Origin of the sequence: Novosphingobium sp. (assembly GCF_036820275.1) — a bacterium.
In the GTDB taxonomy this organism is placed as follows: Bacteria; Pseudomonadota; Alphaproteobacteria; order Sphingomonadales; family Sphingomonadaceae; genus Novosphingobium.
The window spans coordinates 70,780-96,383 of record NZ_DAISLT010000011.1; the positions used below are offsets into that span (position 1 = coordinate 70,780).

General features: G+C 61.8%; 21 protein-coding genes and 2 pseudogenes. 10 read left to right on the plus strand and 13 right to left on the minus strand.

Features of this window, described 5'->3' with window-relative positions; translation table 11 throughout:
* The 3 genes from V7066_RS11040 (at position 1) to V7066_RS11050 (ending at position 2,935) form a co-directional block, all read left to right on the plus strand.
* A complete protein-coding gene (locus V7066_RS11040) occupies positions 1 to 435 on the plus strand; it encodes a Zn-ribbon domain-containing OB-fold protein (RefSeq protein ID WP_334183093.1) in 435 nt (144 codons plus the stop codon).
* On the plus strand, positions 432 to 1,610 hold the full coding sequence (locus V7066_RS11045) for a thiolase family protein (RefSeq protein ID WP_334183094.1): 1,179 nt from the start codon (positions 432 to 434) through the stop codon (positions 1,608 to 1,610). Before V7066_RS11040 ends, V7066_RS11045 begins: the two co-directional genes overlap by 4 nt.
* A 98-nt stretch (positions 1,611 to 1,708) precedes the next feature.
* Complete coding sequence (locus tag V7066_RS11050) at positions 1,709 to 2,935, plus strand: amidohydrolase family protein (protein ID WP_334183095.1); 1,227 nt, start codon at positions 1,709 to 1,711, stop codon at positions 2,933 to 2,935.
* Between the two features lie 66 nt (positions 2,936 to 3,001).
* On the opposite strand, the gene V7066_RS11055 is transcribed toward V7066_RS11050, so the two are convergent.
* Genes V7066_RS11055 through V7066_RS11065 form a run of 3 tightly spaced genes read right to left on the minus strand, consistent with a single transcriptional unit; the run spans position 3,002 to position 6,086 of the window.
* On the minus strand, positions 3,002 to 4,063 hold the full coding sequence (locus V7066_RS11055; protein ID WP_334183096.1) for a phosphotransferase: 1,062 nt from the start codon (positions 4,061 to 4,063) through the stop codon (positions 3,002 to 3,004).
* A 24-nt stretch (positions 4,064 to 4,087) separates the two neighbouring features.
* Entirely contained in the window at positions 4,088 to 4,837 is a 750-nt protein-coding gene (locus V7066_RS11060; RefSeq protein WP_334183097.1) for a dienelactone hydrolase family protein, read from the minus strand.
* Positions 4,824 to 6,086, minus strand: a complete 1,263-nt coding sequence (locus tag V7066_RS11065; RefSeq protein ID WP_334183098.1) for a CaiB/BaiF CoA transferase family protein — start codon at positions 6,084 to 6,086, stop codon at positions 4,824 to 4,826. The genes V7066_RS11060 and V7066_RS11065 overlap by 14 nt, the downstream gene beginning before the upstream one ends.
* Before the next feature lie 137 nt (positions 6,087 to 6,223).
* On the opposite strand from V7066_RS11065, the gene V7066_RS11070 reads away from it, so the two are divergent.
* A complete protein-coding gene (locus V7066_RS11070; protein ID WP_334183099.1) occupies positions 6,224 to 7,711 on the plus strand; it encodes a class I adenylate-forming enzyme family protein in 1,488 nt (495 codons plus the stop codon).
* Between the two features lie 536 nt (positions 7,712 to 8,247).
* On the opposite strand, the gene V7066_RS11075 is transcribed toward V7066_RS11070, so the two are convergent.
* Positions 8,248 to 8,964 carry a Crp/Fnr family transcriptional regulator gene (locus tag V7066_RS11075; protein WP_334183100.1) on the minus strand — a complete coding sequence of 239 codons (717 nt, stop codon included), beginning with the start codon at positions 8,962 to 8,964 and terminating at the stop codon, positions 8,248 to 8,250.
* A gap of 597 nt (positions 8,965 to 9,561) precedes the next feature.
* On the opposite strand from V7066_RS11075, the gene V7066_RS11080 reads away from it, so the two are divergent.
* Complete coding sequence (locus tag V7066_RS11080; RefSeq protein WP_334183101.1) at positions 9,562 to 9,909, plus strand: hypothetical protein; 348 nt, start codon at positions 9,562 to 9,564, stop codon at positions 9,907 to 9,909.
* Between the two features lie 326 nt (positions 9,910 to 10,235).
* On the plus strand, positions 10,236 to 10,715 hold the full coding sequence (locus V7066_RS11085; protein WP_334183102.1) for a hemerythrin domain-containing protein: 480 nt from the start codon (positions 10,236 to 10,238) through the stop codon (positions 10,713 to 10,715).
* 289 nt (positions 10,716 to 11,004) lie between these two features.
* On the opposite strand, the gene V7066_RS11090 is transcribed toward V7066_RS11085, so the two are convergent.
* The 6 genes from V7066_RS11090 to V7066_RS11115 form a co-directional block, all read right to left on the minus strand.
* A complete protein-coding gene (locus V7066_RS11090; protein ID WP_334183103.1) occupies positions 11,005 to 11,691 on the minus strand; it encodes a TetR/AcrR family transcriptional regulator in 687 nt (228 codons plus the stop codon).
* A 19-nt stretch (positions 11,692 to 11,710) separates the two neighbouring features.
* The gene (locus tag V7066_RS11095) at positions 11,711 to 12,832 is read right to left on the minus strand and encodes a ThuA domain-containing protein (RefSeq protein WP_334183104.1); all 1,122 of its coding nucleotides are present in this window, start codon (positions 12,830 to 12,832) and stop codon (positions 11,711 to 11,713) included.
* Positions 12,832 to 14,520, minus strand: coding sequence for a GMC family oxidoreductase (locus tag V7066_RS11100; RefSeq protein WP_334183105.1), 1,689 nt, complete (start codon positions 14,518 to 14,520; stop codon positions 12,832 to 12,834). Before V7066_RS11100 ends, V7066_RS11095 begins: the two co-directional genes overlap by 1 nt.
* A 14-nt stretch (positions 14,521 to 14,534) precedes the next feature.
* Positions 14,535 to 15,152 carry a gluconate 2-dehydrogenase subunit 3 family protein gene (locus V7066_RS11105; RefSeq protein WP_334183106.1) on the minus strand — a complete coding sequence of 206 codons (618 nt, stop codon included), beginning with the start codon at positions 15,150 to 15,152 and terminating at the stop codon, positions 14,535 to 14,537.
* A gap of 169 nt (positions 15,153 to 15,321) precedes the next feature.
* The gene (locus tag V7066_RS11110; RefSeq protein WP_334183107.1) at positions 15,322 to 16,197 is read right to left on the minus strand and encodes a ThuA domain-containing protein; all 876 of its coding nucleotides are present in this window, start codon (positions 16,195 to 16,197) and stop codon (positions 15,322 to 15,324) included.
* A gap of 794 nt (positions 16,198 to 16,991) precedes the next feature.
* Positions 16,992 to 17,777, minus strand: coding sequence for a helix-turn-helix transcriptional regulator (locus V7066_RS11115; protein WP_334183108.1), 786 nt, complete (start codon positions 17,775 to 17,777; stop codon positions 16,992 to 16,994).
* Positions 17,778 to 17,857: 80 nt separating this feature from the next.
* On the opposite strand from V7066_RS11115, the gene V7066_RS11120 reads away from it, so the two are divergent.
* Positions 17,858 to 18,637 carry a class I SAM-dependent methyltransferase gene (locus V7066_RS11120; RefSeq protein ID WP_334183109.1) on the plus strand — a complete coding sequence of 260 codons (780 nt, stop codon included), beginning with the start codon at positions 17,858 to 17,860 and terminating at the stop codon, positions 18,635 to 18,637.
* A gap of 340 nt (positions 18,638 to 18,977) precedes the next feature.
* On the opposite strand, the gene V7066_RS11125 is transcribed toward V7066_RS11120, so the two are convergent.
* Both V7066_RS11125 and V7066_RS11130 read right to left on the minus strand, forming a co-directional pair.
* Positions 18,978 to 20,000 (minus strand): TonB-dependent receptor, encoded by a 1,023-nt coding sequence (locus V7066_RS11125; protein ID WP_334183110.1) that lies wholly within the window; start codon positions 19,998 to 20,000, stop codon positions 18,978 to 18,980.
* Between the two features lie 26 nt (positions 20,001 to 20,026).
* Positions 20,027 to 20,779, minus strand: a complete 753-nt coding sequence (locus tag V7066_RS11130) for a sensor histidine kinase (protein ID WP_334183111.1) — start codon at positions 20,777 to 20,779, stop codon at positions 20,027 to 20,029.
* 35 nt (positions 20,780 to 20,814) lie between these two features.
* Between V7066_RS11130 and V7066_RS11135 the strand changes: the two genes are divergently transcribed.
* A complete protein-coding gene (locus V7066_RS11135) occupies positions 20,815 to 23,277 on the plus strand; it encodes an ABC transporter permease (protein ID WP_334183112.1) in 2,463 nt (820 codons plus the stop codon).
* On the plus strand, positions 23,270 to 24,520 hold the full coding sequence (locus V7066_RS11140; protein ID WP_334183113.1) for a TolC family outer membrane protein: 1,251 nt from the start codon (positions 23,270 to 23,272) through the stop codon (positions 24,518 to 24,520). Before V7066_RS11135 ends, V7066_RS11140 begins: the two co-directional genes overlap by 8 nt.
* Positions 24,521 to 24,718: 198 nt before the next feature.
* Here V7066_RS11140 and V7066_RS11145 read toward each other — a convergent pair.
* Positions 24,719 to 25,198 (minus strand): annotated as a pseudogene (locus tag V7066_RS11145) (integrase core domain-containing protein); the annotation flags it as partial.
* Positions 25,199 to 25,237: 39 nt separating this feature from the next.
* On the opposite strand from V7066_RS11145, the pseudogene V7066_RS11150 reads away from it, so the two are divergent.
* A pseudogene (locus V7066_RS11150) lies at positions 25,238 to 25,550 on the plus strand (tyrosine-type recombinase/integrase); the annotation flags it as partial.
* Between the last annotated feature and the right edge of the window lie 54 nt (positions 25,551 to 25,604).

Consider the following 25,604-nt stretch of genomic DNA (forward strand, 5'->3'; position numbering starts at 1 on the left):
ATGGTACAGCGCCGCGAGATTGCCGCCTGGGGGCCGCGTCCGCTGCCGGTGATCGATGCCGATTCCGGTTTCTTCTGGAAAGCGGGTGAAGCCGGCTCGCTTCGCGTGCAGCGCTGCGCCTGCGGTCGCTACCAGCATCCACCGATGCCGCGTTGTCTCGCCTGCGGCGGCGGGGATGTATCTCCCGTGGACGTTTCGGGGGTCGGGCGGGTGGCGACCTTCACGATCAACCATCAACCCTGGCGGAGAGAACTGCCCGTCCCTTATGTCTTTGCCGCCGTCGAACTGGCAGAGCAGGAGCAACTCTACCTGCTGACCAATATCGTCGATTGCGATCCTGAAGACGTGGCGATCGGCATGCCGGTGGAGGTTTTCTTCGTCCAGCATGAGGATGTCTGGCTCCCCCTGTTCAGGCCGCGCGGAGACAAGGCGTGACAGTCCATGCCGAAAAGCTGGTGCGCATTACGGGTGCGGGCCAGTCTCTGGTAGGGCGGCCATCCGCCCGCAGCGCTTTGCAGCTCACTCTCGATGCCTGCGCGGAGGCTATCGCCGACGCCGGCATCGCCCTAGATGAGATCGACGGGCTGACGACTTACCCGGGGCCGGCAGGCGATGGCTCCGGATTTTCTCCGGTAGGCGCCACCGAAGTGATGCTGGCTTCCGGGATGAGGCCGATCTGGGTCGGGGCCTCGACAGAGGGGCATGGTCACATGAGCGCGATATTCAGCGCCATCCAGGCGATTGCCTCGGGAATGTGCCGCCATGTCCTGGTGTTCCGGACGGTGGCCGAAGCCAGCGCACGCATGATTCAGGCAGGCGCGAAAGGCGCCTCCTCGCCCGCACGGGCAATGCGGGGGAACATGTGGTCGGCGCCTTTCCTGGCGCTTTCGCCTGCGAACACTTATGCGCTCTACGCGCAGGCCTATCGCCATCGCTACGGAATGACCGAGGCCCAATTGGGGGCGATCGCGGTCAACAGCCGCGCCATGGCGAGCCTGAATCCCAATGCGATCTATCGCAAGCCGATAAGCCTGGACGACTATCTGGATTCCCGGCTGATTTCCTCGCCCTTGCGTCTTTATGATTGCGACACGCATATCGACGGCTCCACGGCGATCCTGCTGTCTCATCGCGATGCCGCCGGAGGACTGGCGCGTGATCCGATCGAGATCGAGGCGATGGGAATGGCTTTGGGCGGGCTCGGGGTCGGGCGGCATGTCGGCGACTTCACGAGCCTTCCGGCCGAGGGCGTGGGAAAGATGCTGTGGTCACGAACCGATCTGAGACCCGGCGATGTCGATCTCGCGCAGATCTATGACGGCTTTTCCATCCTGACCTTGCTGTGGCTGGAAACTCTGGGCCTGTGCGGCCAGGGCGAGGCGGCACGCTTCGTCGAGGGAGGCTCGCGCATAAGTCTGAAAGGACAATTGCCGCTGAATACGAGCGGCGGCCAGCTCTCGGCGGGGCGCTTCCATGGTTACGGTCACCTCCATGAGGCATGCCTGCAACTCTGGGGCAAGGCCGGCGCTCGCCAGGTTGCGCGGGCGCGTACCTGCCTCGTCGCCAACGGCGGATATGGATATGGCGCGCTGCTCCTGAAGCGGGGCTGAGGAGCGCGACCTTGACAAACGGGCAAGTTGTGCGAAAAATTCTAATTGAAGAATATAAATTCGAAATAGAGAACTTATGGGAATGAGGAGCTGCGACGATGGCGGTAAAGGAACGCACGGAAACCCTGTCCTCCAGGATTGAGGAACAGCCTGGTCAACACAGCGCGGCGCAGACGCGCAGATCGCTGATCGACGCGGACGCGCATCTCGATCCGCCCCATGAAATGTGGAAGGACTACCTGCCCCAGCACCTGCGTGCGCTCGCGCCGTACATAGAGGAGGGCGAGGAGCATGACTGGGTCGTCTTCGAGGGCAACCGGCGCCCGGTCAAGCAACTGAACAACACTGCCGGAAAGTCCGGCAAGGATTTCAAGGTGAATGTGAAGCGGTCCGAGATGCGGGCCGCCTGGCTGCCCGACCAGCGCCTTGCCGACATGGATCAGGATGGCATCGAGGCGGCTGTCATCTTCGGCGGGGGGCCGCTCGGGACCAGGAACAGCGAACTCTATATCGCCAGCTTCGAAACCTACAATCGGTGGCTCTGGGATTTCTGCGGGGCCGATCGCAAGCGTCTCCAGGGCGTTGCCTACCTGCCCATGCGCGATGTGGACGAAACGATCCGCCTGATGCGCCAGGCTGCGAAGCTCGGGTTTCGGACAGTGAACATACCCGCGTTTCCCCAGTCGGCCGACGGCATCAGCACCACGGCGACGGTCAAGGCGATATCCACGGGGCAAGGGGCTGCCCTGACCGGAAATCCGACCGGCGATCGCTCTTATCTGGACCCTGAGTTCGAGCGCTTCTGGGCGGAAGTATGCGAACTCGACCTGACCGTGACCGTGCACCTTGGGGCGCGTGTCCCCCGATTTGGCGAGAAGGCCCATTTCCTGCCCGACATGCTCATGAGCAAGCTGTCGATGGCGGAGCCGATTGCTGTCCTGATCTTCGGCGGGATTTTCGAGCGTTTTCCCAAGCTGCGGTTCGTGACCGTGGAAAGCGGGGTCGGCTGGTTCGCCTGGGCTGCGGAATACATGGACCGGACATGGGAGCGTCAGCGTTTCTGGACGGACAGCCCGATCTCGCAGCCGCCAAGCCACTTCATGGAACAGAACGTCTACGGCTCCTTCATCCAGGACCGTATCGGCATCCTGCAACGAGACTGGGTGGGAGGGCGCAATATCATGTGGTCCTCGGACTATCCCCATTCGGAAACGTCCTGGCCGCAGTCTCACGACATCGTTGCGAGGGATTTTGCCGGAGTGCCGGATGCGGATATCCATGAGATCGTCTATGCCCGTGCAAAACGGGTCTATCAGATCGACTGATGGTAAAGGAGCAGAGCAGTCGATTGGACTGCTCTGCTCCGATCTTGGTTCTACAGGCCCAGTGTTCTACAGGCCGAGTAACGCGTAAGTATCGTGGCGTTCGACGCCCGAGCCCAGTCGGCGAACGAAGATATTCACGATCTCGGGTTCGACGCGCTGGGTAATCGCCCAGTGGTAATAGCCATAGATCTGGGCAGCGCGGTAGTCGTCCCATGCCGATTGCAGCTCGGGAGCAGTGCCTCCATGGGCCCGCAAGCGGTCAAGGTAATGGGTCAGCAGTCCTCGCTCTTCCCGTCCCGCCACGTCTTCGGGCAGGATCGCTGCTATATGGTAGGCGACGTCCTGCGCCCAGTTTCCCCGCTGGACGAGCTGCCAGTCGGTAAGTCCCGGCCCTTCGGCGGTCCTGTAGAAATTGCCGGCGTGGCAGTCGCCATGAAGGATGGTCATCGGAGCGCCGGCGAAGCGCCGCTCAAGCCGCTTCATGCCTTCGATAAGCAGCGCCGCGTCACCGGTTCGCTTGTCGAGGGGGGCGCAGCGCGGCCCGTCCATCAGGTTTTGCAGCTGCGATGCCGAGAAATGCGGGCTGGTTGCGAGGTAAGCCAATCGGAACGGAATCCAGTCGTTCCCGGCCAGCAGGCCCGAGGCGGCATGGAGGCGGGCGATCTGGTCAAGGCTGGCTTCCGCCTGTTCGCGCGTGAACGGTTCGAGCGCCGAACAGAAGTGCGCGCCCGCCGCAATCAGGTCCTCCATGATCAGCAGCGCGCTGCCGCCATCGTCGGCAATCACGGGGAGCGTCCGGGGAACGCGCAGGGAAAGCTGGGGCGCAATGCGGGCGTAGAACTGCGCTTCGCGCACTGCGGTCGCACCGGCCCGCTGCGAGTTCTCGACCCCGAACATGGCCTTGATGCAAAAGCGATGGGTCTTCTCGGGGGCATTCGCGAAGCGAACCCCCAGGCGAACCTTGGCCGCGACGGTCTCGAAATTGTCGATATCGCCTACCCACGTCACTTCGGCCCCGCCCGATACCGGCGCGAGGGCGCGGCCCAGCCATTCCGGATCCAGCGCATCCTTCAAGTCGGCCGGAACGGTAGACTTTGGGTGAGCGCCTGCTTCCATACTTCCCAACATCCTCATCCTCCCTAAGGTATAATTCTAGGCCAGCAATGCGTCGAAGAAGGCCAGCGTCTGCGCCCAGGACAGGCGGTCGAGCAGCGGGTCGTAGCGCACGCCGGGGACATTGCGCATGTCACCGGCCTCTTCGTCGGAGAACCCGTGCCAGCCGTCGCTGTAGATCGTGATATGATGGTCTACCGATGCAGCGGTCATTTCCCGTTGCAAGGTTTCAACGTCCTCCGCCGGCGCATAGGGATCATGGGCCCCGGTGAGGATCAGCAGCCTGGCCTGGACGCTGCCTTCCCGTGCCGGCATGGCGGTCGTCAACAGGCCGTGCAGGCTCACGCCCGCCTGTAGGGCCGCGCCGCTGCGCGCCAGTTCAAGCACGCAGCGTCCACCCAGGCAGAAGCCGACGGCTCCGACCTTGCCGGGATCGACGATGTCCAGTGCGCAGAGAGCTTCGAAAGCCGCTATCGTCCGTTCTCGCAGCTTCGCGGGATCATCGAGCAGCGGGGCCAGCGTTGGTCCTGCCAGCTTGGGATCGGGAAAGTAGGCTTCGTCACCGTAGAGGTCCGCCGCAAGAGCAACATAGCCTTGGCGCGCAAGTGCATGCGCACGCCGCGCCGTGCCGTCTCCAAGCCCGCGGGCATCGTGCAGGACCAGGACCGCCGGGTGGGGGCCTGCGCCCTCAGGTACAGCCAGCCGTCCGACGCAGCGGGTCTCCTGGTGGTTGTAGGCGAGCGCGCGAAGGTCCGTGCGGGTGAGGGTGCGTTCCTCAGAATACGACATCGGCGACCTTCAATCCGATGATTTCGTCTTCGCTATAGCCCAGCGCGGTCAGGATCTCCTCGCTGTTCTCGCCCAGTGCAGGTGCGGGGCGCGGCGCGAGCGGACTGCCGTCGAACTGGATCGGAGTGCTGACCATCGGCATGATGCGCCCGGCGCCGTAGTCGACAGGCTGGATATAACGATTGGCCCTGACCTGCGGATCGTCGGCCAGTTCCGCGACATTCTGCACGATGTCCCACTGACCCTCCTGGCGGGCCAGGATCTGGCGCCAGTCGGCCAGCGACTTGCCTGCAAACAAGGCGTCGAGTTCGGCCACGCAGGCGCCGACGTTGCGCCTGCGGTCGCTGTCCTGCGCGAAGCGGGGATCGTCGGCCAGATCGGTTCGGTCCGCCGCCAGGCAAAAAGGCGCCCAATACCGCTGACTCTGCAGCATGCAGAGCGCGATGAAGCGGCCGTCCAGGGTCCTGTAGGTATTGACAAGCGGGTTGTTCACCTGGTCGCGCGGGACTTTGCGAGAACCGCTTTCCCCCAGGGTTGCCTCGCTTATCGATCGCTGCATCTGCCACATGCCCGTTGCGAGCAGCGACACATCGACCACGGGGGCATGTCCGGTCATCAATCGCTGCGCGACCGCGGCGGCGACGCCGCCTGCAAGCATCGCTGCGGCGGTGGTGTCCCCGAACGCAGGGCCGGGCGGGGGGAGGGGATAATCCGCACTTTCTGCCGTGAGCGAGGATGCGATGCCGGCCCGCGCCCAATAGGAAATCGCGTCATAGCCGCCCTTGTCCGCCTCGGGGCCCTGCGCGCCGACACCGCTGCCCAGCGCATAGATTATATCGGGATAGCGTGCGCGCACCTGCTCCACGGAAATTCCCATACGCCGGCGCGCTGACGGCAAAAGGTTGGTCAACAGGACATCGGCGTCTTCCAGGAGAGAGTAGAATATGTCCTGGCCCGCTGTCTGCCGCAGGTCGAGGGTGATGCTCTGCTTGCCGCGGTTGTAGCTCTCCCATGACAGGACGAAGCCGTGATCTCCGGGCTGCGAGGTGCCCACGCGCAGACCTCGAAGGGGATCGCCGGTGGGCGGCTCGATCTTGAGCACGGTCGCACCCATGTCTGCGAGCATGCCGCCTGCAGCGGGAACGAAGGCCCACATCGCCACCTCGATAATACGAATTCCCGCCAGCGGTCCGTTCATCGTCCTCTCCAACATCCATGCCGTTCTTTGTACGACGGTCATCTCGAGCATTCATATCAGATTGTTCGCAATATGGAACGATAATTCTCCATATTGACCAAATTGAATGTGCGAGGTTTATTATTCGAAACTGAACAGAGGGTAGGATGGCGCTGGATTCGAGAAATTCCACGGGCGATGGCCCCCCCATGACAGCGCTTCCCACCATGGTGGAAGAGGCGCTGCGGCATGCCCCTGAAGCGAAGGCTATCGAGTTCGACGGGCGCTGGTATCACTGGATGGAAATTGCGCAGCTTGCTCAAGCCGTCCGCCAGTCAGTCAGGATCGCAGGGGGAGGCGTCGATGCGCCGGTCGCGCTCGTTGCCCGCAACCATCCGGCGGTGATTTCCGCGCTTCTGGGGTTGCTGGCGGAAGGGCGCAGCGTCCAGATGATCTACGCTTTCCAGTCCTCTGCGGCGCTCGCCAGGGATATCGAACGTCTGGAACCCTGCATTGTGATCGCCATGGCGCAGGATATCGGCACTGAGGTGCGGGATGTCCTGGCGTCGCACGATGTCGCCGCGATCGCGCTGGAGGAGATGTCGGCAGCGGTGTTGCCGGGCTTTGAGCAAACGGCGCGTGTCGTCCAGGGGCCGGAACACCCGTGTGTCGAGATCCTGACCAGCGGGACGACCGGACCGCCCAAGCGCTTCCCTATCAGCTTCGACATGATTTCTCGGCATATGATGGGAAACGTCGGGATGGCCGGCGCCGCCCGAAAGGGAGAGGAAAATCCGGTTCCGTTCCTGCTCTTTTTCCCGATCGGTAATATCTCCGGGATTTATTCGACGATCCCCACTCTGCTGCGGGGGCAACCGGCAGTGCTGCTCGAACGCTTTTCGCTGCCGGCATGGCGGGAGTTCATCCTTCGTTACCGCCCTGCGGCCAGCGGGCTTCCGCCGACGGCGTTTCAAATGTTGCTGGACGCCGACATTCCGCGCGAAGATCTTGCGTCGATCAAGGTGATGGCCACCGGCGCCGCGCCGCTTGATCCAGGCGTTCAGCGAGCCTTTGAGGAAAAGTACGGTATCCCGGTTCTGCTGTCTTATGGGGCGACGGAATTCGGCGGACCTGTGGCGACGATGAACCTGGAACTGCTCCAACGGTTTGGAACATCAAAGCTCGGCAGCGTCGGTCAAGCGATGCCGGGCGCGAAACTGCGGGTCGTCGATTCTGCGAGCGGGGCTCCGCTCCCGGCGGGAGCTGAGGGCTTGCTGGAAGTCGTGTCGCCGCGCATCGGTGCGGATTGGATACGGACCTCGGACATTGCGGTCATCGATGCGGATGGGTTTCTCTTCATCCGGGGGCGATCCGATGGTGCGATCCTGCGTGGAGGCTTCAAACTAGTTCCCGACGTGATCGAACGCGCGCTCATGCAGCATCCGGCGATTGGCGCGGCAGCAGTGGTCGGGGTCGACGATCGGCGATTGGGGCAGGTTCCCGGTGCCGTGATCCAATGCGCCGCAGGTGCGACCCTCACGGCACATGAGGCCGAGGTTCACCTTCGCGCACTGCTTCCGGCAACCCACATCCCGGTCTATTGGTGCTTCGTGGAGGAACTTCCCAAAAACCCGTCGATGAAGATCGATCGCCCGGCTGTGGCAGGTTTATTTATTGACGCCGGTGCGGTCAGCTAGATTTGCACTCTTCGGGCCGGATGTTTGCCTGTGCCATGGGTGACAACCTTGCGCGCGGCGGGGCTGCGCATACGCCCAAGGACTACCCAGTCGTTGGTTTGCGGCAGAGCATCAATATGGCAGCATCGAAGTACGAGCTCCGGCAAAAGCGTTGCGATGCCCCCGAGACGGCGTTTACCTGAAGGCGTAACATCGTCATCCGCGACGGCGATAAAGCGGCGCTGGAGCGTGAGCATGTGACTGGCGAAGGTTGAAGAAGACGACCGTATGATCGACGACGTGATCGCCGGATCTGAAACTCACGGCACTCGGCCCGCGTGAACGCCTGAGCAAACTGGATCGCGCACATGCGGCTGGATATCCCGACGATCGCACTCTTGAGGCAAGCCGAGACAACCGTGATTCGGCCGGTTTCGCTCGCCCTTGGCACAAGATCCTTTGTGATCCGAATACAACGGTCCAATGATCCCGTTCGAGATAACGAAGCATCGAACCGCGCCCGGCCGCCCGAGTAGGCGACGCCTATTCGGGCACCCTCAGGTCGGCATCGCCATGATTTCCTCGTAACGGGCCTCGGCAACTCCGTAGAAACGGCCGCAATAGCGCACAAGCCCTGCCCGATCGCGGATGGTGACCAGGCCGCGCTGGGCCTTGATCCAGCCTTCGGCTTCAAGGTTATGGATGGCATGGGTGATGCTCGCGCGGCGCACCCCAAGCATTACGGACATATTCTCGTGGGTGAGGGACAGATCGTCGTTGCCGATCCGGTCGTGATACATCAGCAGCTTTCGCGCCAGACGCTGCTGCACCGTCGCGCGGACCGCCGCGCTGGCGGCCAGGCTAAGCTGAACGATTAGTGTCTGGATGTAGCGTGTAAAATAGCCCGGCAGCGTTAAGCTTGCTGCGAGCAATGCCTGGAACTCTCGTCGATCGACGGCATGCGCTTCGCCCTCGATCTGCACGCAGCTGTCTCGCTGCGGGAGAAGGTTGGAAATCGCGCTTGCCCCAACCAACCCTTCACGTCCGACTACCGCGACCTCGATTGGCTCCGAGATGTCGCCGGTTTCCAGGTTGGAAACCACGCCCGTCTCGACGAAGAATATCTTTTCCTGGGGTCGGCCTCGGCGTTCCAGATAACAGCGCGCGGGAAGCCGTTCCCAGTGGAGGATACGGTCCATTTCCGCACGATCGGCGCGCGTCATTCCGAGCAACAACCTGTTGCGGGTTCCCAATCGATCCAATCCGCCTGTCATCGGTAGTTCCCTCCCCCCGGCTTCTCGAGCCAAGAGATTCGCACATGTTATGCAATCGTTACAACGGCCATCGTCAGCCGAGGTTCCAAATAGCGGGATGGCGAACGAAGAATGGCAAAGGCCTGACAGATCTCATCTTTTTAACAGACCTGATCGATTTACTGCGCTTCGCAGGCCTTACCCGAGCCTCATCAATATGTACGCCGCCGTACATAGTTAGTCCCTATTAACAAAATAACGGTGGCGGTATTACCGGCTCGAGAGAGCGTATCACGGCAGCAGAACGGAATAAGCGGTTTCGTCCGGGAGGTGGGACCCGGCCGGTAACGCGAACTCAGCCTGATCAATCGCGGAGAGGAGCACCCCTTATGAGCTTCACGGGGAGGAAGGGCCGGTCGAGCCAGCACGCCTCGACCTATTTTGCACCGCCGCCGCATCGGTCGTGGACGCGCCTCGAAGGCAACGAGCGCGCATCCCTGACCCCGACCCAATCGCAGGCACTGCAGCAACGGTTGTGGGCCGTAATGGACGGCGAATGAATATAAGGTGCGCAGTGGCACCCTTTGCAAATCAGATCTCAGGAACAGAGGATTGTCGATGACGGAGTTCAGTAATTTTGGCGAGGGGCTGGATCGGGCCCGAATGGCAGGCGAGCATATGACGTCCAACGCGAAAGCGGCTACAGAGCACATGCTCAGCTGCGGACAAGAAATCCAGAGCAAAGTGGTCGAACAGGCCGCCGGAGCTCGCGACCGTTTGATGACTTGTCTCGAAGATCTCGTTCATGCCCCCGACGCGGGCACGGCCACGCAGATCAGCGCATCATACATGGTTGGCTCTCTCAAGGCCTATGGCGATAACATGGCCCATTGGGCCCGGTTCTTTCAGCAGAACTTTCACCGCAGCTTTGACAGTCTGCGTCAGAGCTCCACACCTGGCGTCTGATAGCCGGTCTCGCCGAGATTACGATAATCACCGCTGGGCCGGACGAGGCCATGCCGCATCATGGCAAAATGCTATCCCCGCGTGGTCGTTCTCGAGAGGCGATCGAAACCTGCCGCCTCGACAACGGTGCCCGCCGAAGGCGGGTGCCTGAGGCCGGCCGCAGCCGGCCGGGTCGTCTGCCCCGGAGCCAAGCGTGGCAATGGCACCGTCACAAAAATCGAGGGTTCCAAGGCAGGCCGTCCGCTCGCAAGCGCAGATTTGCACGAAGCCGGCAACGTGTACCGCCTGGATACGTTTTACAAAACAGATCCGAACGAGAAGGACGCATGACAGACGTGTTCACCGATGCCATAGCCCTGTTAAAGGCCGATCACCGTCAGGTCAGAGACCTCTTTCGACAATTCGATAACGCAAAATCCGCATCACGCAGAAAGATGCTCGCCAGAGAAATCTGTAGCGAAGCAAGAATTCATCTGATGCTGGAAGAGGAAATTTTCCCACCAGGCTTCCAGGCAAATAGCAAGCACGACCGTGCCAAAACACTGATCGGTGATATCGAGGCCGCCTTGGGGCGAGATACCCATTTCGCGGGGATGGTCAAATTGCTCTACGAGATCTTCGGACAGCACATTCATGAGCAGGAGTGCCTGTCGGGAGGCATGTTTGCACAGCGCCGAAAATCTGGCGCCAACCTCGTGGAACTGCGGGATCGGATTGTTGCCCGTAAGGCCGAATTTCTTTCCCACTTCGAACCAGTTGCTTCGGCAGAGGTCCGGCCTGCCCTGCGTCCGCTTTTCGCCGCCTAGCGGAGTTGCCTCTAGCTTCGTTGCAGTGTCGGGCAATCAAAACAAGCCGTGCCGATATCACAGGTGAGAAGACCTGCTTTAACGATCCGGTGGTCACTACGGCGGTCCGACATTGGATCGCGGATCAAGGAGGCTGTGGAACATGATCTCAGGTCTGGGTTACTCCTTCCAGCAGATGCTCAGGAGATCATCAGCGACGCAGAGGCAAGTATGGTTCTGCGCTGAGGCAAAGTCGGGGCTTGAAGTCAATTTTGGGAAGAAGTCCTCGGCCTTCTGTCGACAGTGCCGATTACCGTCCGCGCTCCCGCTGGAAACCCACGCAAGCCACGATCGCATCGACTACGGTAGCGCAATAGACGTCGAACTCAGCCCGGACGAAGTCCCCGTTCGTCACAGCATCAAGGTATCGCCCCGAAATGCCATATACAAAAAGCTGCGCGAGCGAGTTCCAGTCCACGCCGGACTGGCCCTCCAGTCCCGCCGCACGCTCCATCTCGTCCGCAAGCGTTGTCACATAACCGGCGAGGGCCACCCGGTCCCACCGGCGCTTCAGGTCCGGGTTAATCCGTGATGCCGTAGCCATCAACCGGTCGAGATGAAGATAGTCGGTCCAGCTGAAGACCTCGACAAGCCTGCGTGCATATTCCTTGAGGCGCGGTTCAAGCTCGCTCGGCAGGAGATGATTGGTTGCACTGGCGCGCTTGTCCATCTGCTCCAGCAAGCCGTCCATAACAGCCGCGATCAACGCATCCTTGCTGGTGAAGCGAGCATACAGCGTGCCTTTCGAAACCCCCGCCGCCGCAGCAACGGCATCCATGCTGGCCACATCTGCACCGACTTCAAGAAACAGTTTCCGAGCCGCCTTCAGGATAACCCGGTCGATTTCGGCGGCGCGGGCGGCAGTGGGGCGGCCCGCGCGTCCTTTCGTGGCCGCCTTCGCATGGCCCGAATGCGAATTCCCGGTGCAATCGGTCATGTCAATGCAATGACCTTCGTCATCCGGCCGAACAAGCCTTGCGATCTGTCGCCGCCCAGGCAAGCGCCGTCTCCAGCAAGGTGACATATTCGGCCTGACTGTAAGTTTCCGGCCGATGACCGATCGCGGAATAGAACATCCGTCCTTTTCCGATGCAGTTCGTCCACGCCAGCGGATGATCTCCCATGCGCAGATCCGTGTTCATCGGCCCGACCGGGCTATACGTGCTTTCGTCAAGGCTGAGGACGACCTTCGCCCCCGCCTTGCGCGGGTTCGTGCTGAACGAGTACCATTCGTCGGTCATCCGCCACTCCGCGGGAAGCCCGACAGCGAGCGGACTGGACCTGTCCACCGCGATGCGCGCTTCCTGGAACTGAGGCGACATGGGATGCCCCTCGAAACGAGCGCCGATCAGGGTGTCGGCATACCAGTCCCAGAAATAGGAAGGATCGCCCGCCGCGCCGTGCACGCCCACGAAACCGCCGCCACGTTGCAGGAATTGCTGGAATGCCGTGCGCTGCGACAAGGTGAGCACGTCACCGCTCACGTTATTCCAGATTACGGCGTCGAACTGCTTCAGGGTCGCCGGATTGATAGCACCCGCCTTGTCGGTGGCGACCAAGTCCCAACCCTTCCTCTTGGCCATGGCGACGAATACGGCATGAGCGGCATCGACCGAAGGGCCATCCCTGAAGCCGTTGATCTTCTCGAACAACAGGATGTGAGGCTTGCCTGCCTGGAGCTTGAAGGTCGGCACGTCGTTGTCGTAACGCGCGCAGCGCGCCGCGCGATCTTCGGCGGTGACAGGCAGTTTCCGCAAGCGGGCATCGATATCGGGCAGCGCCTCGGCCTTTATCCCGGTGAACATCGATGCCTTCCGCAGCGAGAGGATCGCCGCAAAGGTCGGCGGCGTGGTGCCCACGAAGCGAGGCGGTCCCTTGTCCAGCGCCCGGCCGGTCGCGGTCTCGACGATGCCCTTGGCCGCGGGGCTCAGGAGAATGTCGATCAGCGGCGAGTCCACCGAAAAGGGCGCGTCTCGCAGGGGGCAATCGGTTACGGGCTTCGCCGAGGCCGGCATGCCTGCCAGCGCCCCGATCGCCAGAGAAAGCGCCGCGATCAGCGGTCCACGCAGCTTGCGCATCAGATCACTCCTTGCTTGAGAAACTGTACGGCGTAATCGGCGGCGCGGGCGGAAAGCGCCATGTAGGTCAGTGAAGGGTTCTGGCAGCCGGACGACGCCATGGCCGCGCCGTCCGTGCAGAACAGGTTGGGCACCTCGTGCGCCTGATTGTACTGGTTGAGCACGGAAGTCTTGGGGTCCTTGCCCATGCGTGCCGTTCCCATCTCATGGATGCCGAGCCCCGGCACGCCGGGATCGGTGGCCTGGGACATGACCATGCCGCCCGAAGCCTCGATCATTTCCTTGCCGTCCGCCAGGATCTGCCGGGTCATGGCCTTTTCGTTCGGACCCAGCTCGCATTCGATATGCGGGATCGCCATGCCCCACTTGTCCTTGCGGGTCCTATTGAGCGTCACCCGATTGTCGGGATTGGGCAGCATTTCCCCAAAGCCCGAAATGAAGGCGATCCAGGGTCCGATCTTGCGCGCGGCCGCTTTCAGGTCCGTGCCGATCAGGCCGGGTTGCATCCCGAGGGACCGTCCACCCAGCCGCGATACGCCGCCCTGGAACCCATAGCCGCGAAGGTAGCCGTCCGCCTCTTCGGTGACGTTGCGGTAGCGCGGAATGTAGAGGCCGGTGGGCCGCCTTCCTTTGTAATAGCTGTCCTTGGGGCCGGGAAAGAGTCCGGCCGTCGACAGCGCATAGACATGGTCCATGAGGTTCCGCCCGATCTGGTCCGAACCGTTGGCGAGGCCCCGAGGATTGGCCTCGTTTGCCGAATTGAGCAGAATCACGGCCGAGGCGATGGCCGAAGCATTGAGGAACACGATCTTCGCCTCATACGTCGTGCCCGCCTTGGTGTTCCGGTCGATCACCCGCACGCCGGTGGCCTTGCCGGTCTTGGGATCCTGCACGATCGAATGGACGATCGCATCGGTGACGAGCGTCAGATTGCCGGTCCGCTCGGCAGCGGGAAGGGACGAGGTCAGCGTGGAATGCATCGCGCCGAAACTGCATCCCCGGTCGCAGATCGAGCGGTTCTGGCAAGGGTTTCGCCCGAGCTCCTCGTGCCAGGGCTGGGCCACCGACAAGTTGGCATTACGCCCGATGATGACCTTGCGGCCTTCGAACTTCGCCTCGATCGCCGCCTTGAACTGCTTCTCGGCATCGTTCATTTCCCAGCCGGGAAGAAACTCCCCATCGGGAAGCTGCGGCAGTCCTTCCTTGGTGCCAGCAACACCGATGAACTTCTCGACATGATCGTACCACGGCTTGAGATCGTCGTAGCGGATCGGCCAGTCGCAGCCGTGCCCGTCCTTGGCGTTCGCGCCGAAATCGATGTCCGACATGCGGTAGGACTGCCGCCCCCACATGATCGACCGCCCGCCCACGTGATAGCCGCGTATCCAGCTGAACGGCTTGCCCTCCGGCGTCGAGTAAGGGTGCTCGCTGTCCTTGACCCAGAACTTCTTCGTTGCCTCGCTGAAAGCGTAGCACTGGCTCTGGATGGCATAGTCGCTTCGGGCTTCTTCCTCCGGCACCATGTTGTTGTTGGGGAATTCCCATGGCATCAGACTGTCGGTGTAGTCCGTGCCCGGGTCCACATTGTTCCCTCGTTCGAGCATCAGGACCTTGAGTCCGCGTTCGCAGAGTTCCTTGGCGGCAATGCCGCCGCTCATGCCCGAACCGATGACGATTGCATCAAACATGTCTCGATCTCCGTTCAGATCAGGCCCGGGCTAGCAAACGGGCGGGTTTCCGGCGTAATTTTCAGCGAGGGCACCCAGGCTCCCGGCACCTGCTCGTAGACGAGTTCCTGTGTCAGGCCGACTTCGGAACCGTAGTAGAGCGAGACGATCAGCTCCTTCAACTTTGCGTAATCGGGATCGGCGACGGCTGGCAGCGCCTTCATCGCAGCAAGGCCAGTGAGTTTCTCAGTCCGTGGTACGGGCTTGAGAGCGGCAAGATCATGTGCCTTCAGAAAGGCCTTGCGACTTTCGGGAGAGAGCGCGGCAAAGGACTTGCCCTCGGCCTGCTTTGCTCCGGCGTCGATAGCCTCAAGCGCGCCGATCAACGACTGCCGGCTCTGCGCCGATGCCCAGTCGCGCAGCAATCCATCGAACTTCTCGGCGACGCCGGCCAGCACGGCCCCCGGGGTGTCGGTAGCCGGAACGAACGTGTCACTGACGGCTTCCAACAGGGTGAAACTTGCCGCTGGCAGCGCGTGCTTGTCTGTTTTGACCACGCTACTCAGCACATCTGCAGGAAGGACACTCACGCCGAGAAGCACCGCGATGCTTCCCAGCAGCATGCGGCGATCCCTGGAAAATGTTTCGCTCATTGTGCTTCCTCCCAACTCTGCCGGATAAGATCGTAGCCGTCCGAGTAGACCTCCTCGGGGCTTGAAAAGAAATCGCGCCACACCCGCGTTGCGGCAGCCAGCTCGGGGAGAGAGCGTCCGAAGGCCCCGATGGTCAACCAACCCCGATATCCGATTGCCCTGAGGCACCCTATCGTCTCGCGAAGCGGCAGGTGCGCGTGGTCCAGGATACGGCATTGGCAAGCAGGCGAACATATTCCTTCTGGCGAAACGCTTCAGGCCGATGCCCCAGCGCCGAATAGAGAGCGCGGCCTTTCCCCACGCAATGCCACCAGATCACCGGATGATCGTTGCCCATGCGCAGATCTTTCCCGAACATGCCTTCGGGGTTGTAGGTGCGCTCATCGACCGTCATCAGGACATGGTATCCCTTTAGTCGAGGCGATGCGGCAAAGGCGTACCATTCCTCGTTATGCTTCCAACTTGGCGGCAAGCTGGCCAGAACCGGACTGGTTCGATCGTCAAGATTGACAGTCGCGGTCTGGAACTGGGGAGACATGGTGTGCATCGTGAACCTGGCCCCGATCAGATTGTCAGCGTACCAGGGCCAGGCTTCATGCGAATTGTCCCCTGCCGCATGAATCCCGAGAAAGCCGCCACCGTTTTTGACGAAGGTCTCAAACGCCAAACGCTGATCCGGGGTAAAGACATCCCCGCTTACGTTGTTGAAGACCACTGTATCGAAGTGAGAGAGAATGTCGGGTCGGAACGACGCTCCGTTCTCGGTCTGGAAATAACCCCACCCCTTGTCGTGCGCGATCTGCCTGAACAAGGAGTTCGCCGCCGGAATGGCATCTGCATGCCGAAAGGCATTCGTCTTCGAAAAGACCAGGATCGCTGGCCTCGGTAAATTGGCCGGCAGCCGCGGTGCCTGCGTTTCGTAGACCTTCACTCCGCCCAGAAACACACGCTGGATCGTGTCACGGTAGCGGAATGCCTGGATTGCAAGAACTGCCAAGAGCAGTCCAACGACGATGAGAATAACGCGTAGGATTCTGCGGGCCATGTGCCGTTCCCTGGTATATAAATCTATCAGCGTGCTCAGTGGGATCGGTGTGGGAGATCCCGCTGGCGTGCAGGCCCGGGCCGACTGGAATTCAAGCGCCGGCTGACGGGCGCGACCCAAGTGCTCCCCACCTTCCGCGGATGGCCTGTCGATCCTCGCCGAAACACGACGACCACTTTTCCTGTAGCGAACTGATCCATGCCATCTCCCATCGGCGCTCTTACGGCGCCCATCGCCTTGCTCGAGATTTATTCGAACCAAGAAGTTCGATTAAGCCAATTCGCAGAGGCGTGGTCAACGCCGTGTTGCAACGGCGCAAAGACAATCGCCTTTCTCGCGACCGGCACCTCCCGGTTTCCGCCATGTTTGGAACAAGAATGCAGAAGTGGCGGGCGGAATCATCGCCGGAGCGAAGTGAGCCACGAGATTGAACGAACGGCAGCATAGCGCTGCGATCCGGTGCAAGGGGCACCTCGTTCTGCGCTCCCAAAGTGTCTGGGCGACACCGAGGGCAAAGCTAAGCAGAACCCAGAGCGCGATCTTGATGTGCGAGGTCATTGCCACGGTCGCGCCAGACCCGCCGAAATGAGATAGTTGCCCGCATCCCGCCCGTTGACTGAGAGGCGCACCCGCTCACCGCCGCAGAGGCGGACGGTGTCTCCGTCGTGGACGGAAGCAATGCAGGCGACGGGAACATGCGAGCGGAGTGTTTAGCGGCCAACTGCTCCAGGACGTGAACGGGTTTCTTCGCTCTTGGCGGGGGCACTGGGAAGAATCATGTGTCAGGCCAACCCTCAAGGGGTCATCTTCAAAACAGGTATCAGGGCCACCAGTTTGTGGTCCGTACGTTCTGCAGCGCTGAAGGTATGCTGGGCAAAGCTGAGCGGGCCATCCAACGGATGAACGAACGTCCTGATACCGCCTTCCCGTGCCGACACGCTTTGGGCATCCCATTCGTGGGCGAACAGATCTGACTTCTCACGCAGATCGCTGGCGAGGGCGTCAAGGGAGGGATCATTCATCAGCCGTGCGCAATCGGCCCGAAACTCAGCTAGCACTCGGCGTGCGCGCTGCTCCCAGTCCGGCAGAAGAATCCGGGCCGACGGCGAAAGAAATGTATAGCGCAGCAGGTTGCGCTCTCCCTTGGGGCCAAGCCAGCCCGCGAATAGATTCTCGGCTGCCGGGTTCCAGCAACTCGCATTCCAGAGCCTATCAAGTCCATAGGCAGGAACCGACAGCGTCATGACAAGCGCGGCCACGGAGGCGGGAGCCGAGTCAATTGGCGAGACGGGGGGGCCTGCGGGATCGCGGCGACCGCCCAGTTCGAAAAGATACGCACGCTCCGCTGGCGTAAGCGATAGCGCCTTTGCAATGCGAGCGAGTGTCTCAGCGGAGACACCGACATCGCGACCTTGCTCGATCCAAGCGCACCAAGTCACACCGATCCCGGCACGCGTCGCCAGTTCCTCGCGGCGCAGCCCCGGCGTCCGCCGACGGCGGACCTCTACATCGGGCTTTATCCGCTCACGATGCGATCGGATGAAGCTTCCGAGAAGTTTGCGTTGTTCCTCGCTGTTCATGGGAGTCCTTATAACAGGATAAACGGTTATCTTGTACCAGGCTAAAAGAGTGGCACGAGGCGGGTCAAGGAGGAAACGATATGATCCGTTCTCATGATGCCGTCGTAGAAACGCAGTTTGGCAGTCAGGCCGCGGCCTATGTCTCGAGCAGCGTCCACTCTTCCGGAGAGGATCTCGACGCGTTGGCTCAAATCTGCGCGCGTGTGCGCCCCGATCGGGCGCTGGATATTGGTACAGGAGGTGGGCATGTTGCCTATCGGCTCGCGCAGCATGCGCGTTCCGTCGTCGCCGTCGATTTATCCTCGGCCATGCTCGAGGTCGTTGCAAAGACGGCACGCGAACGGGGCCTGTCAAACATCGAGACGATGAACGCGTCCGTTGAGCGCTTGCCCTTCGATGATGCATCTTTCGAGCTGGCAGCCTGCCGCTATTCGGCGCATCACTGGCGCGATTGGGAAGCAGGCCTGCGGGAAGCCCGGCGTGTACTCAAGCCGGGTAGTCCGGCGATCTTCGTCGATGTCGTTTCACCGGCCGTTCCGGCATTCGACACGCATCTGCAGGCGGTCGAACTCCTTCGCGACCCGTCGCATGTTCGGAATTATAGCGAGGCCGAGTGGGCTGCTGCGTTGTCCCGCGCAGGTTTTCGGGTGCATCGTTGCGAGAAGCGTCGCATCCGGATGGACTATGAATCTTGGGTTGGCCGAATGCAGACCTTGGAGGCACATCGGACGGCCATTCGATCACTCCAACAGCTGGCCGCAGCACAAACGGCCACCTATTTTGGGATCGAAGCTGATGGCTCCTTCTCAATAGACACCCTGCAGATTGAAGCATCGGCTTGCCGAGCGCACGAGCTTTGAAATCTGTAGCTACGATCGAGGCATGCCCAAAGGGGCGAAACGCAGACGGCCGCTTACATCAAAAGGTGGCGTTCGCTCCTGCGGGCCTGCACGATCAGCTGGTCAATCAGGTGCAGGCCGTCCACGGTCAGCGCGATGGTCCGCGTCCCGGGGAGCACATTTCGGCGGTTGAGCGTCGGGAATGGGTCGGGGGAGCTGTCGAGGCGAGCCTATTAGCTCTCGGCCTAATATGACCCGTGTTTGGTTTTGAGGCGGCTATTGCGGTCGAGCAGAGACCGTATCTCGGTCATCAACCTGGCGTTGCGAGAGCCCGACCGCAGAGGTCGGGCTCTCGCACGGTTCAGAGGGCGAACCGGAGCGTGCCGAGAACTGTGCGCGGTGCTCCCGGGAGGTTGAGCAAGGGCGATGTGCCATGCCCGGAGACGATGTAGTTCTTGTCGAACAGGTTGTAGACGTTGATCTGCAACCGGGCTGGCCCCACTCGCGTCCAGGCCATGGCGTCTGCCGTGAAGTAGTGTTCCAGCACAGTGGTGTTGGCCGGGTCGGCCCAGCGATTGCCGACGTAGTTGGCGCCGGCGCCGATGCCGAACTTCTCGCCGAAGCTCTTGGTGATGAAGGCATTGGCGGCGTTCTTCGGGGTCAGCGTGGCGCCCTTGTCCACGAAGGCCGGATTGGCGGATTCCGTCACACGTGCGTCAAGGTAGGCATAGCCCACGATAGCGCGGAAGCCTGAAGGCAGATCGAGCGCGCCCGAGACTTCGATGCCGCGGGTGCGCTGGGTGCCGATCGGTACGACGACTTGCGGATTTGCCGGATCGCTGCCCTTGATTCCGGTACGGCGCAGAATGAACGCGGAGAGCTGGATGTTCAGACGGTTGTCCAGCAAAGTATACTTGGCGCCGATTTCCTTGTTGGTAGTCTTCTCCGGCGCAATGTCCGTGTTGTTGGCCGCCAGAGCGAAAGTCTCGGCGGAAGGCTGGAAGCTGGTGCTCCATGAAGCGTAGTATGACTGGAAGTCGTCCGGCTGGAACACCAGGCCAGCACGCGGGCTCCATTTCTTGTCGGTGCGTTGCAGCGGTTCTGGGCGCACGTCCGTTCGTTGCTTGAACCAGTCGTACCGAACACCGACCAGAGCCTTGAACCCGGCCCCCAGTTCGACGAAATCCTGCACATAGAGGCCACGTGTATCGAAAGTGGAGACGGATTGTGCGCTTAGCTGCAAGTCGGCATTGGAAAGTGTAGGGAGTACCGGCGCCAGGCTCTTTCTGCCGCCGACCCATTCCGGTCGTTCTGAGCTGTGCGGGTCAACCTTCGTTCTTGCCAGAATCGGTCGATCTGGCTGTTTGAAGCGGAGAATCTTCAAAGTATCTCATTATGCCACTGAATGGTTCAGTAAAGGACCTGGAGAGCACGGCTTTTCTTGGGCAATAATAAGCTAAAAACCGTATAAGCGGATCGATGGATTAAGAGCGTTCCACCATGGGCCTGGGCGATCTGGCGGACGAGACTGAGGCCGATACCCGTACCGTCAGGTTTCGTTGTGTGGAAAGGGCGAAATACTATGGTTTCGAGTTCGGCAGGAATCCCATTGCCGTTGTCGCGGACCTCGAAGGCCAACCCCTGATCGAGTTGGCGAACAGCAATTTCAACTCGCGCGCCTGCCCCTCGGTCGGCGGTTGCTGCTTCCGCTGCATTCTGGACCAGCGCACCTAAGGCCTGGCTGATCTGATCGCGGTCCATCGGCCAGGAAGAATTTCCATCGACGTCTACAGAAATTGCAACTTGCGGCCAACGGCTGGCAAAAAGTCGCGTAAGATCCTCGATAAGTTGCGCCACGGGGATGAGACGTAATTGGGGGGCAGGAAGGCGCGCGAGAACGCGATAGGCCTCCACGAAACGTTGCAGGCCTTCCGCCTGCCGGGTCAATGTCCCGAGTATTTCTCGTAGTAGCGGGGTGTCGGGCATCGGTTTGTCGATCGCGGCAAGGCCACTGTCCGCCAAGGAGACGATCGGGGCCAGCCCGTTCAGCAGTTCATGACCGAGAATCTGGATCATTTCGGCCGTCGCGCGCGCTTCCGCCGCACGCTCTTCCTGCTCGATGTCGATCAGCGTGACCACGGTGCAGCTTTCGGAAGCCAGCACGACCCGATCGATGCGCCAACTACGTCGTGACGGAAATGGCTGGTGTCGCGATCGCCCAGCGCGGGCGGCATGGGCAGCACTTTGTCATCGGTCGCAAAGAGCCGCCGCGCTCGCTCACCCGTCACAAGCTTTACGCCGCGCTGAATGTCGGCGGGCTGGCGGTGGGGATCGCGGTGTTCCTCGTCCTCGGCCTCTATGCCCGGTTCGAGACCAGCTACGAGAAATGGCTGCCTCGCCATGACGGGATCTATCTGGTCCAGAACGTTTTCAATATGCCCGACAATCCCTTCAACGGCGCCCATTCCTACACGATGGGCGGACTGCTGGAGCAGATGCGAGAGGATTTTCCCGGTCTCGCCGGCACCCGCATTCTCGGTGGGGAAAAAGGCGGCACGATCTTCAGGGGCGGCGTGGCGAATACCGTCGATCTCGCGCTAGTCGACTCTTCCTTCTTCGATGTGTTCGACCTGCCGATGCTACGCGGCAGTGGAAAGGCTCTAGTGCAGCCCGGCCACATCCTGATCAGCGAGACCCTGGCACGCCGCTATTTCGGAGAGAGCGATCCCCTGGGCCAGACCTTGACGGTCGGCATCGACAAGACCGAGAACTACCGTGTCGCCGGTGTCTTCCGCGATCTGCCGAAGAATACCGACATGGACTTTACGGCGCTTGTGCCGATGCGGAAAGGAGCGCTGAACAACAACTGGTATAACTGGGGCGGTAGTTCCGTCAAAACCTATCTGCGTTTCAGGACGCCCGCCGAAGCCCGCGCCTTCGCGCAGAAACTGCCCGCCTTCGTGAACCGCCGCGCTCTTGCCGACATGGGCAAGGATGCCTGGAAGGTCATAAGGCTTTCGCTGCTGCCGATCGCCCAGGCCCATCTGGAGCCCGAAGGCCAGGCCAGCGCCTCTCGGAAGATCACGGTGGTGACGCTCGCTGTCGTCGGCTTGCTGACCCTCCTGGTCGCGATCGTCAACTATGTGAATCTTGCCACGGCCCGCGCGGGCCTGCGCGCGCGCGAAATCGCCATGCGCAAGGTTCTCGGCGCCGAACGCGGCATTCTCATTCGGCAGTTCCTTTGCGAGGCCATTCTGACCGTGGGCGTGGCGGCGCTGTTCGGCCTGATCCTCGCGGAACTCGGCCTGCCGCTGGTCAATGCCGCCGGCGGTCTCTCTCTCACCATCCCTTATGGCGAGGTCGTTCCGCTGCTCGTCCTGCTGATCGGGGGCGTGGGTCTGCTCGCCGGGTTCTATCCCGCCATCCTGCTGTCCCGCTTCCCCGCCGCTGCGGTGCTGGCCTCGGCGCGAAGCCCGGGTGGCGGACGCTCTGGAGCCCGGCTGCGCGAAGCCCTTGTAATCCTCCGGTTCGGACTTGCGATCGCCTTCATGATCGGCACCGGCGTTCTCGTCGCCCAGACCCGCCATCTCCGCCAGTCGGACCTTGGTTTCCGGCGCGAGGGACTGCTGGTGGTGCGCTCGCTCGCCAGCGAGCTTATCGACCGCGCGCAGCGCCGCGCGGTCATGGCCGCGATCCGCGCCTTGCCCGGCGTCAAGAGCGCAGCCATCGCGAATGGCGCCGTCGGCGGCAGCGGCGAGAACAATGCCGTGAATGTACCCCTGCCCGGCGTTTCCGGTTCGGGTCCTTCGCTGCGCTGGATCGCGGCCGGCCCCGATTTCTTCGAAGTCCACGGTGCGAGGCTTGTGGCCGGGCGTCTGTTCGACGAGGACCACCGCAACGACGATACCCGTTCGCACAGCCCGGGCGAGGCAGACAACATCGTCATCAACCGCCGCGCCATCTCCACGCTAGGCTTCCGTTCCGCGCAGGAGGCCGTGGGCAAGACAGTGGGCGGCGGCAGCCCACGCACGATCATCGGCGTCGTCGAGGACATGCGCTTCCTGTCTCCCCGCGAACCGAACGATCCGACCTATTACTATTACTATCGCGACCCTACTGAACTCGACACGCCGATGATTGCGGTGCGGTTCGAGGGCGATCCACGCGAAACGCTCGAACGACTTCGCAAGCTGTGGCAGCGGATGGTCCCGCAAACGGCCTTCGACGGCGCGACTGCCGACAAGCAACTCGAAACGTTCTACGAAGCCGACGAACACGCGACACGGTTCTTCGGCATCGGTGCGGGCCTTGCCGTGCTGATCGGCTGCGTCGGGCTCTGGGGATTGGCCTCGTACAATACCCAGATGCGGATCAAGGAAATCGGCATCCGCAAGACCCTGGGTGCGTTCTCAGCCGATATTGCCCGGCTGCTGGTCGGCCAGTTCCTGCGCCCGGTGCTGCTGGCCAACCTGCTCGCTTGGCCATTGGCCTTCGTAGCGATGCGGACTTGGTTGGCCGGGTTCGACGACCGCATTGCGCTTTCGCCGCTGTTCTTCATCGGCGGCGGCCTGTTGGCGACAGTGATCGCAGTGCTGACGGTGCTCGGACAATCTCTTCGCGCCAGCCGCGCGGCTCCTGCCTGGGCGCTTCGTCATGAATAGAGGCGGCGCATGTTGGTGGGCGGCCCTGCTTTTCGCCTCTCCCGCTTCCGCAGAAACCCTCGGCGATGCGATTGCGACGGCTTACGAGACCAACCCGCAACTTGCCGCTGTCCGTGCCCGACAAGAGGCTCTCGCCGAAACGCCCGAGCAGGAACGCGCACTGGCGCGGCCCACACTGTCGGTCGACGGCACCGGCGGTTACGACCGGCAAGGTTACGGCAAGGCGGCATCACTGACCGCCAATGTCGCCCTACCGATCTGGACTGGCGGCCGTGTTTCGTCAGCGGTGCGCGCAGCAAACGGCGATGTCGCCGCTGGAGAGGAAGGGCTGCGCGACACCGAAGCCGCGATCCTGCAAGGCGTCGTCGCCGCCTATGCGGCGCTGCTCTACAACCAGCAGGCGGTGGAAGTGGCCCGCGTCGGCATCGAACGGCTCGACACGCAAGTGGCCGAAACCCGCGCCCGCTATGATCTCGGGCAAGCGACCCGCACCGACGTGGCGCAGCTCGAAGCACAGCGCGCCACCGTCGTCGCTAACTTGGCCGACGCCGAAGGCGCGCTCGCTACGGCAGCGGCGACCTACCGGGCAGCGGGAGGGCGCGACGCGGGTATGCTTACAACCGATGTCCCACCGCCCGCCATGCTTCCGGCCAACATCGAGGAGGCCCGCCGCGCGGCGGAAGCGGCTAATCCGCTGCTGCTCCAGCAACGCCTTGTTGCCGAAGCCTCCAGCGCGCGAATTGGCCGGGCACGGGCAGAAGGTGCGCCATCGGTCGATCTGGGCGGCGCTTACGGACGCGGTGAAAGGATTTCGGGTGGTAACCTGCGCGATTTCGAAGGCGCAGGCTCGATCGGGATGACGCTGCGGGTGCCCTTGCTGACCGGAGGCCTTGTCTCCTCGCGCATCAGGCAGGCCGAAGCCAACAACCGGGCGGAACGGCTCCTGGCCGATGCGGCCGAGCGCGAAGCCTTGCGCGGCGCCGATGCCGCATGGGCCTCGTTGAATGCGGCCAGGAACAGGCTGCGCGCCAATATCGACGGACTCGCTGCTGCCGATCTCGCGCTCAAGGGCGTGCGGGCGGAGTATGGGTTCGGCCTGCGCTCGACGGTCGACATTCTTGTTGCCGACCAGAGCTTCCGCGCCGCGCAGCTTGCCGTCGCCATGGCCAGAGCGGACGTGCTGGTCGCAGAGGCCGCCCTGCTCCGCGCGACTGGCAGGCTAGACAGAGAAGCATATCGGTGAAACGACGATCCCGATAATCAGCGAATTCCAAATGAAATGCTTCTCCTCCCAATCAAGACTGCGAATGGCTGCATTGACCTAGACCCTCCGTTGCGATGACTACTCGCGGACGGCGGGTTTGTCCCACGATACGGCATTCCGCTTCCGGCAACGTTCGACCAGAGTAAGTCGCGTGCCTCTCTCGCATTTACGCCTGGGTCATACAAAAGCGTGCTCCATCGGGGTCTGGTTGCCGAGGGAGCTGTGCGGACGAACCTCGTTGTAATCGACCCGCCAAGCCTCACATTGTACCCGAGCATCGTCCAGGCTCAAGAACCAAAAGGCGTTGAGGCATTCGGCCCGGACGCGGCCGTTGAAGGACTTGGCAAACACGTTGTCCGTCGGCTTGCCGGGGCGACTGAAGTCGAGGACGACACCGTGCGTCCAAGCCCAAAGATCCAAATCCTTCGAGATAAATTCCGGCCCATTGTCCAGACGAATACGCTGCGCTCGCCCATGCGTAGCCGCAGCCCGTTCAAGGGTTTGAACGACATCGGCACCGCGGTAACTCATCCTGACATCGAGTGCCGGCAATACCCGGCTGATGTTGTCGATGATCGATAGCACACGGATTTTACGACTGTCGAAGAGCTGGTCCGACAGGAAGTCCATCGACCAGCATTCGTTAGGCGCCGACGCTGGTGCGCTTATGGCCGTCAGGGGCACAGAAGATGTGCTATGGGATTATCAGAGTTTGGTCCCGCCGCTCGCGAGCAGGTGTCGTGGAACGCCGGGCGTAAAGTTGGGGCAAAGCGAGCGTTAAAGCCCCGTCAGATATGGGTAATCCGCTTTTTTCTCGACCAGCATGGGAGGGTGCGCGACCGGACCCTCTTTGACCTCGCCATCAGCAGCAAGCTTCGCGGATGCGATCTGGTGAAGATCAGGATTGGCGATATCTTTGCAATCGGAAAATTCGAGCACGGGCCAGGTCGTACAGCAAAAGATCGGCAGACCGGTTCAATTTGAACTGATGGCCGACGCTCGCACCAGCCGCAGCCAAAGCCGGCCCAATGAAATCCTCATTGCATTCCGCTTGTCGGTCGAA

Excerpts from the sequence above, each read along its gene's own strand:
- V7066_RS11095 (WP_334183104.1), bottom strand. The coding sequence starts at position 12,832 with ATGCGCAAGCTGCGTGGACCGCTGATCGCGGCGCTTTCTCTGGCGATC.
- V7066_RS11040 (WP_334183093.1), top strand. The coding sequence starts at position 1 with ATGGTACAGCGCCGCGAGATTGCCGCCTGGGGGCCGCGTCCGCTGCCG.
- V7066_RS11065 (WP_334183098.1), bottom strand. The coding sequence starts at position 6,086 with ATGCTCGAGATGACCGTCGTACAAAGAACGGCATGGATGTTGGAGAGG.
- V7066_RS11100 (WP_334183105.1), bottom strand. The coding sequence starts at position 14,520 with ATGTTTGATGCAATCGTCATCGGTTCGGGCATGAGCGGCGGCATTGCC.
- V7066_RS11070 (WP_334183099.1), top strand. The coding sequence starts at position 6,224 with ATGACAGCGCTTCCCACCATGGTGGAAGAGGCGCTGCGGCATGCCCCT.
- V7066_RS11120 (WP_334183109.1), top strand. The coding sequence starts at position 17,858 with ATGATCCGTTCTCATGATGCCGTCGTAGAAACGCAGTTTGGCAGTCAG.
- V7066_RS11080 (WP_334183101.1), top strand. The coding sequence starts at position 9,562 with ATGACGGAGTTCAGTAATTTTGGCGAGGGGCTGGATCGGGCCCGAATG.
- V7066_RS11090 (WP_334183103.1), bottom strand. The coding sequence starts at position 11,691 with ATGACCGATTGCACCGGGAATTCGCATTCGGGCCATGCGAAGGCGGCC.
- V7066_RS11135 (WP_334183112.1), top strand. The coding sequence starts at position 20,815 with ATGGCTGGTGTCGCGATCGCCCAGCGCGGGCGGCATGGGCAGCACTTT.
- V7066_RS11050 (WP_334183095.1), top strand. The coding sequence starts at position 1,709 with ATGGCGGTAAAGGAACGCACGGAAACCCTGTCCTCCAGGATTGAGGAA.
- V7066_RS11110 (WP_334183107.1), bottom strand. The coding sequence starts at position 16,197 with ATGGCCCGCAGAATCCTACGCGTTATTCTCATCGTCGTTGGACTGCTC.
- V7066_RS11115 (WP_334183108.1), bottom strand. The coding sequence starts at position 17,777 with ATGAACAGCGAGGAACAACGCAAACTTCTCGGAAGCTTCATCCGATCG.
- V7066_RS11075 (WP_334183100.1), bottom strand. The coding sequence starts at position 8,964 with ATGACAGGCGGATTGGATCGATTGGGAACCCGCAACAGGTTGTTGCTC.
- V7066_RS11105 (WP_334183106.1), bottom strand. The coding sequence starts at position 15,152 with ATGAGCGAAACATTTTCCAGGGATCGCCGCATGCTGCTGGGAAGCATC.
- V7066_RS11140 (WP_334183113.1), top strand. The coding sequence starts at position 23,270 with ATGAATAGAGGCGGCGCATGTTGGTGGGCGGCCCTGCTTTTCGCCTCT.
- V7066_RS11085 (WP_334183102.1), top strand. The coding sequence starts at position 10,236 with ATGACAGACGTGTTCACCGATGCCATAGCCCTGTTAAAGGCCGATCAC.
- V7066_RS11055 (WP_334183096.1), bottom strand. The coding sequence starts at position 4,063 with ATGTTGGGAAGTATGGAAGCAGGCGCTCACCCAAAGTCTACCGTTCCG.
- V7066_RS11060 (WP_334183097.1), bottom strand. The coding sequence starts at position 4,837 with ATGTCGTATTCTGAGGAACGCACCCTCACCCGCACGGACCTTCGCGCG.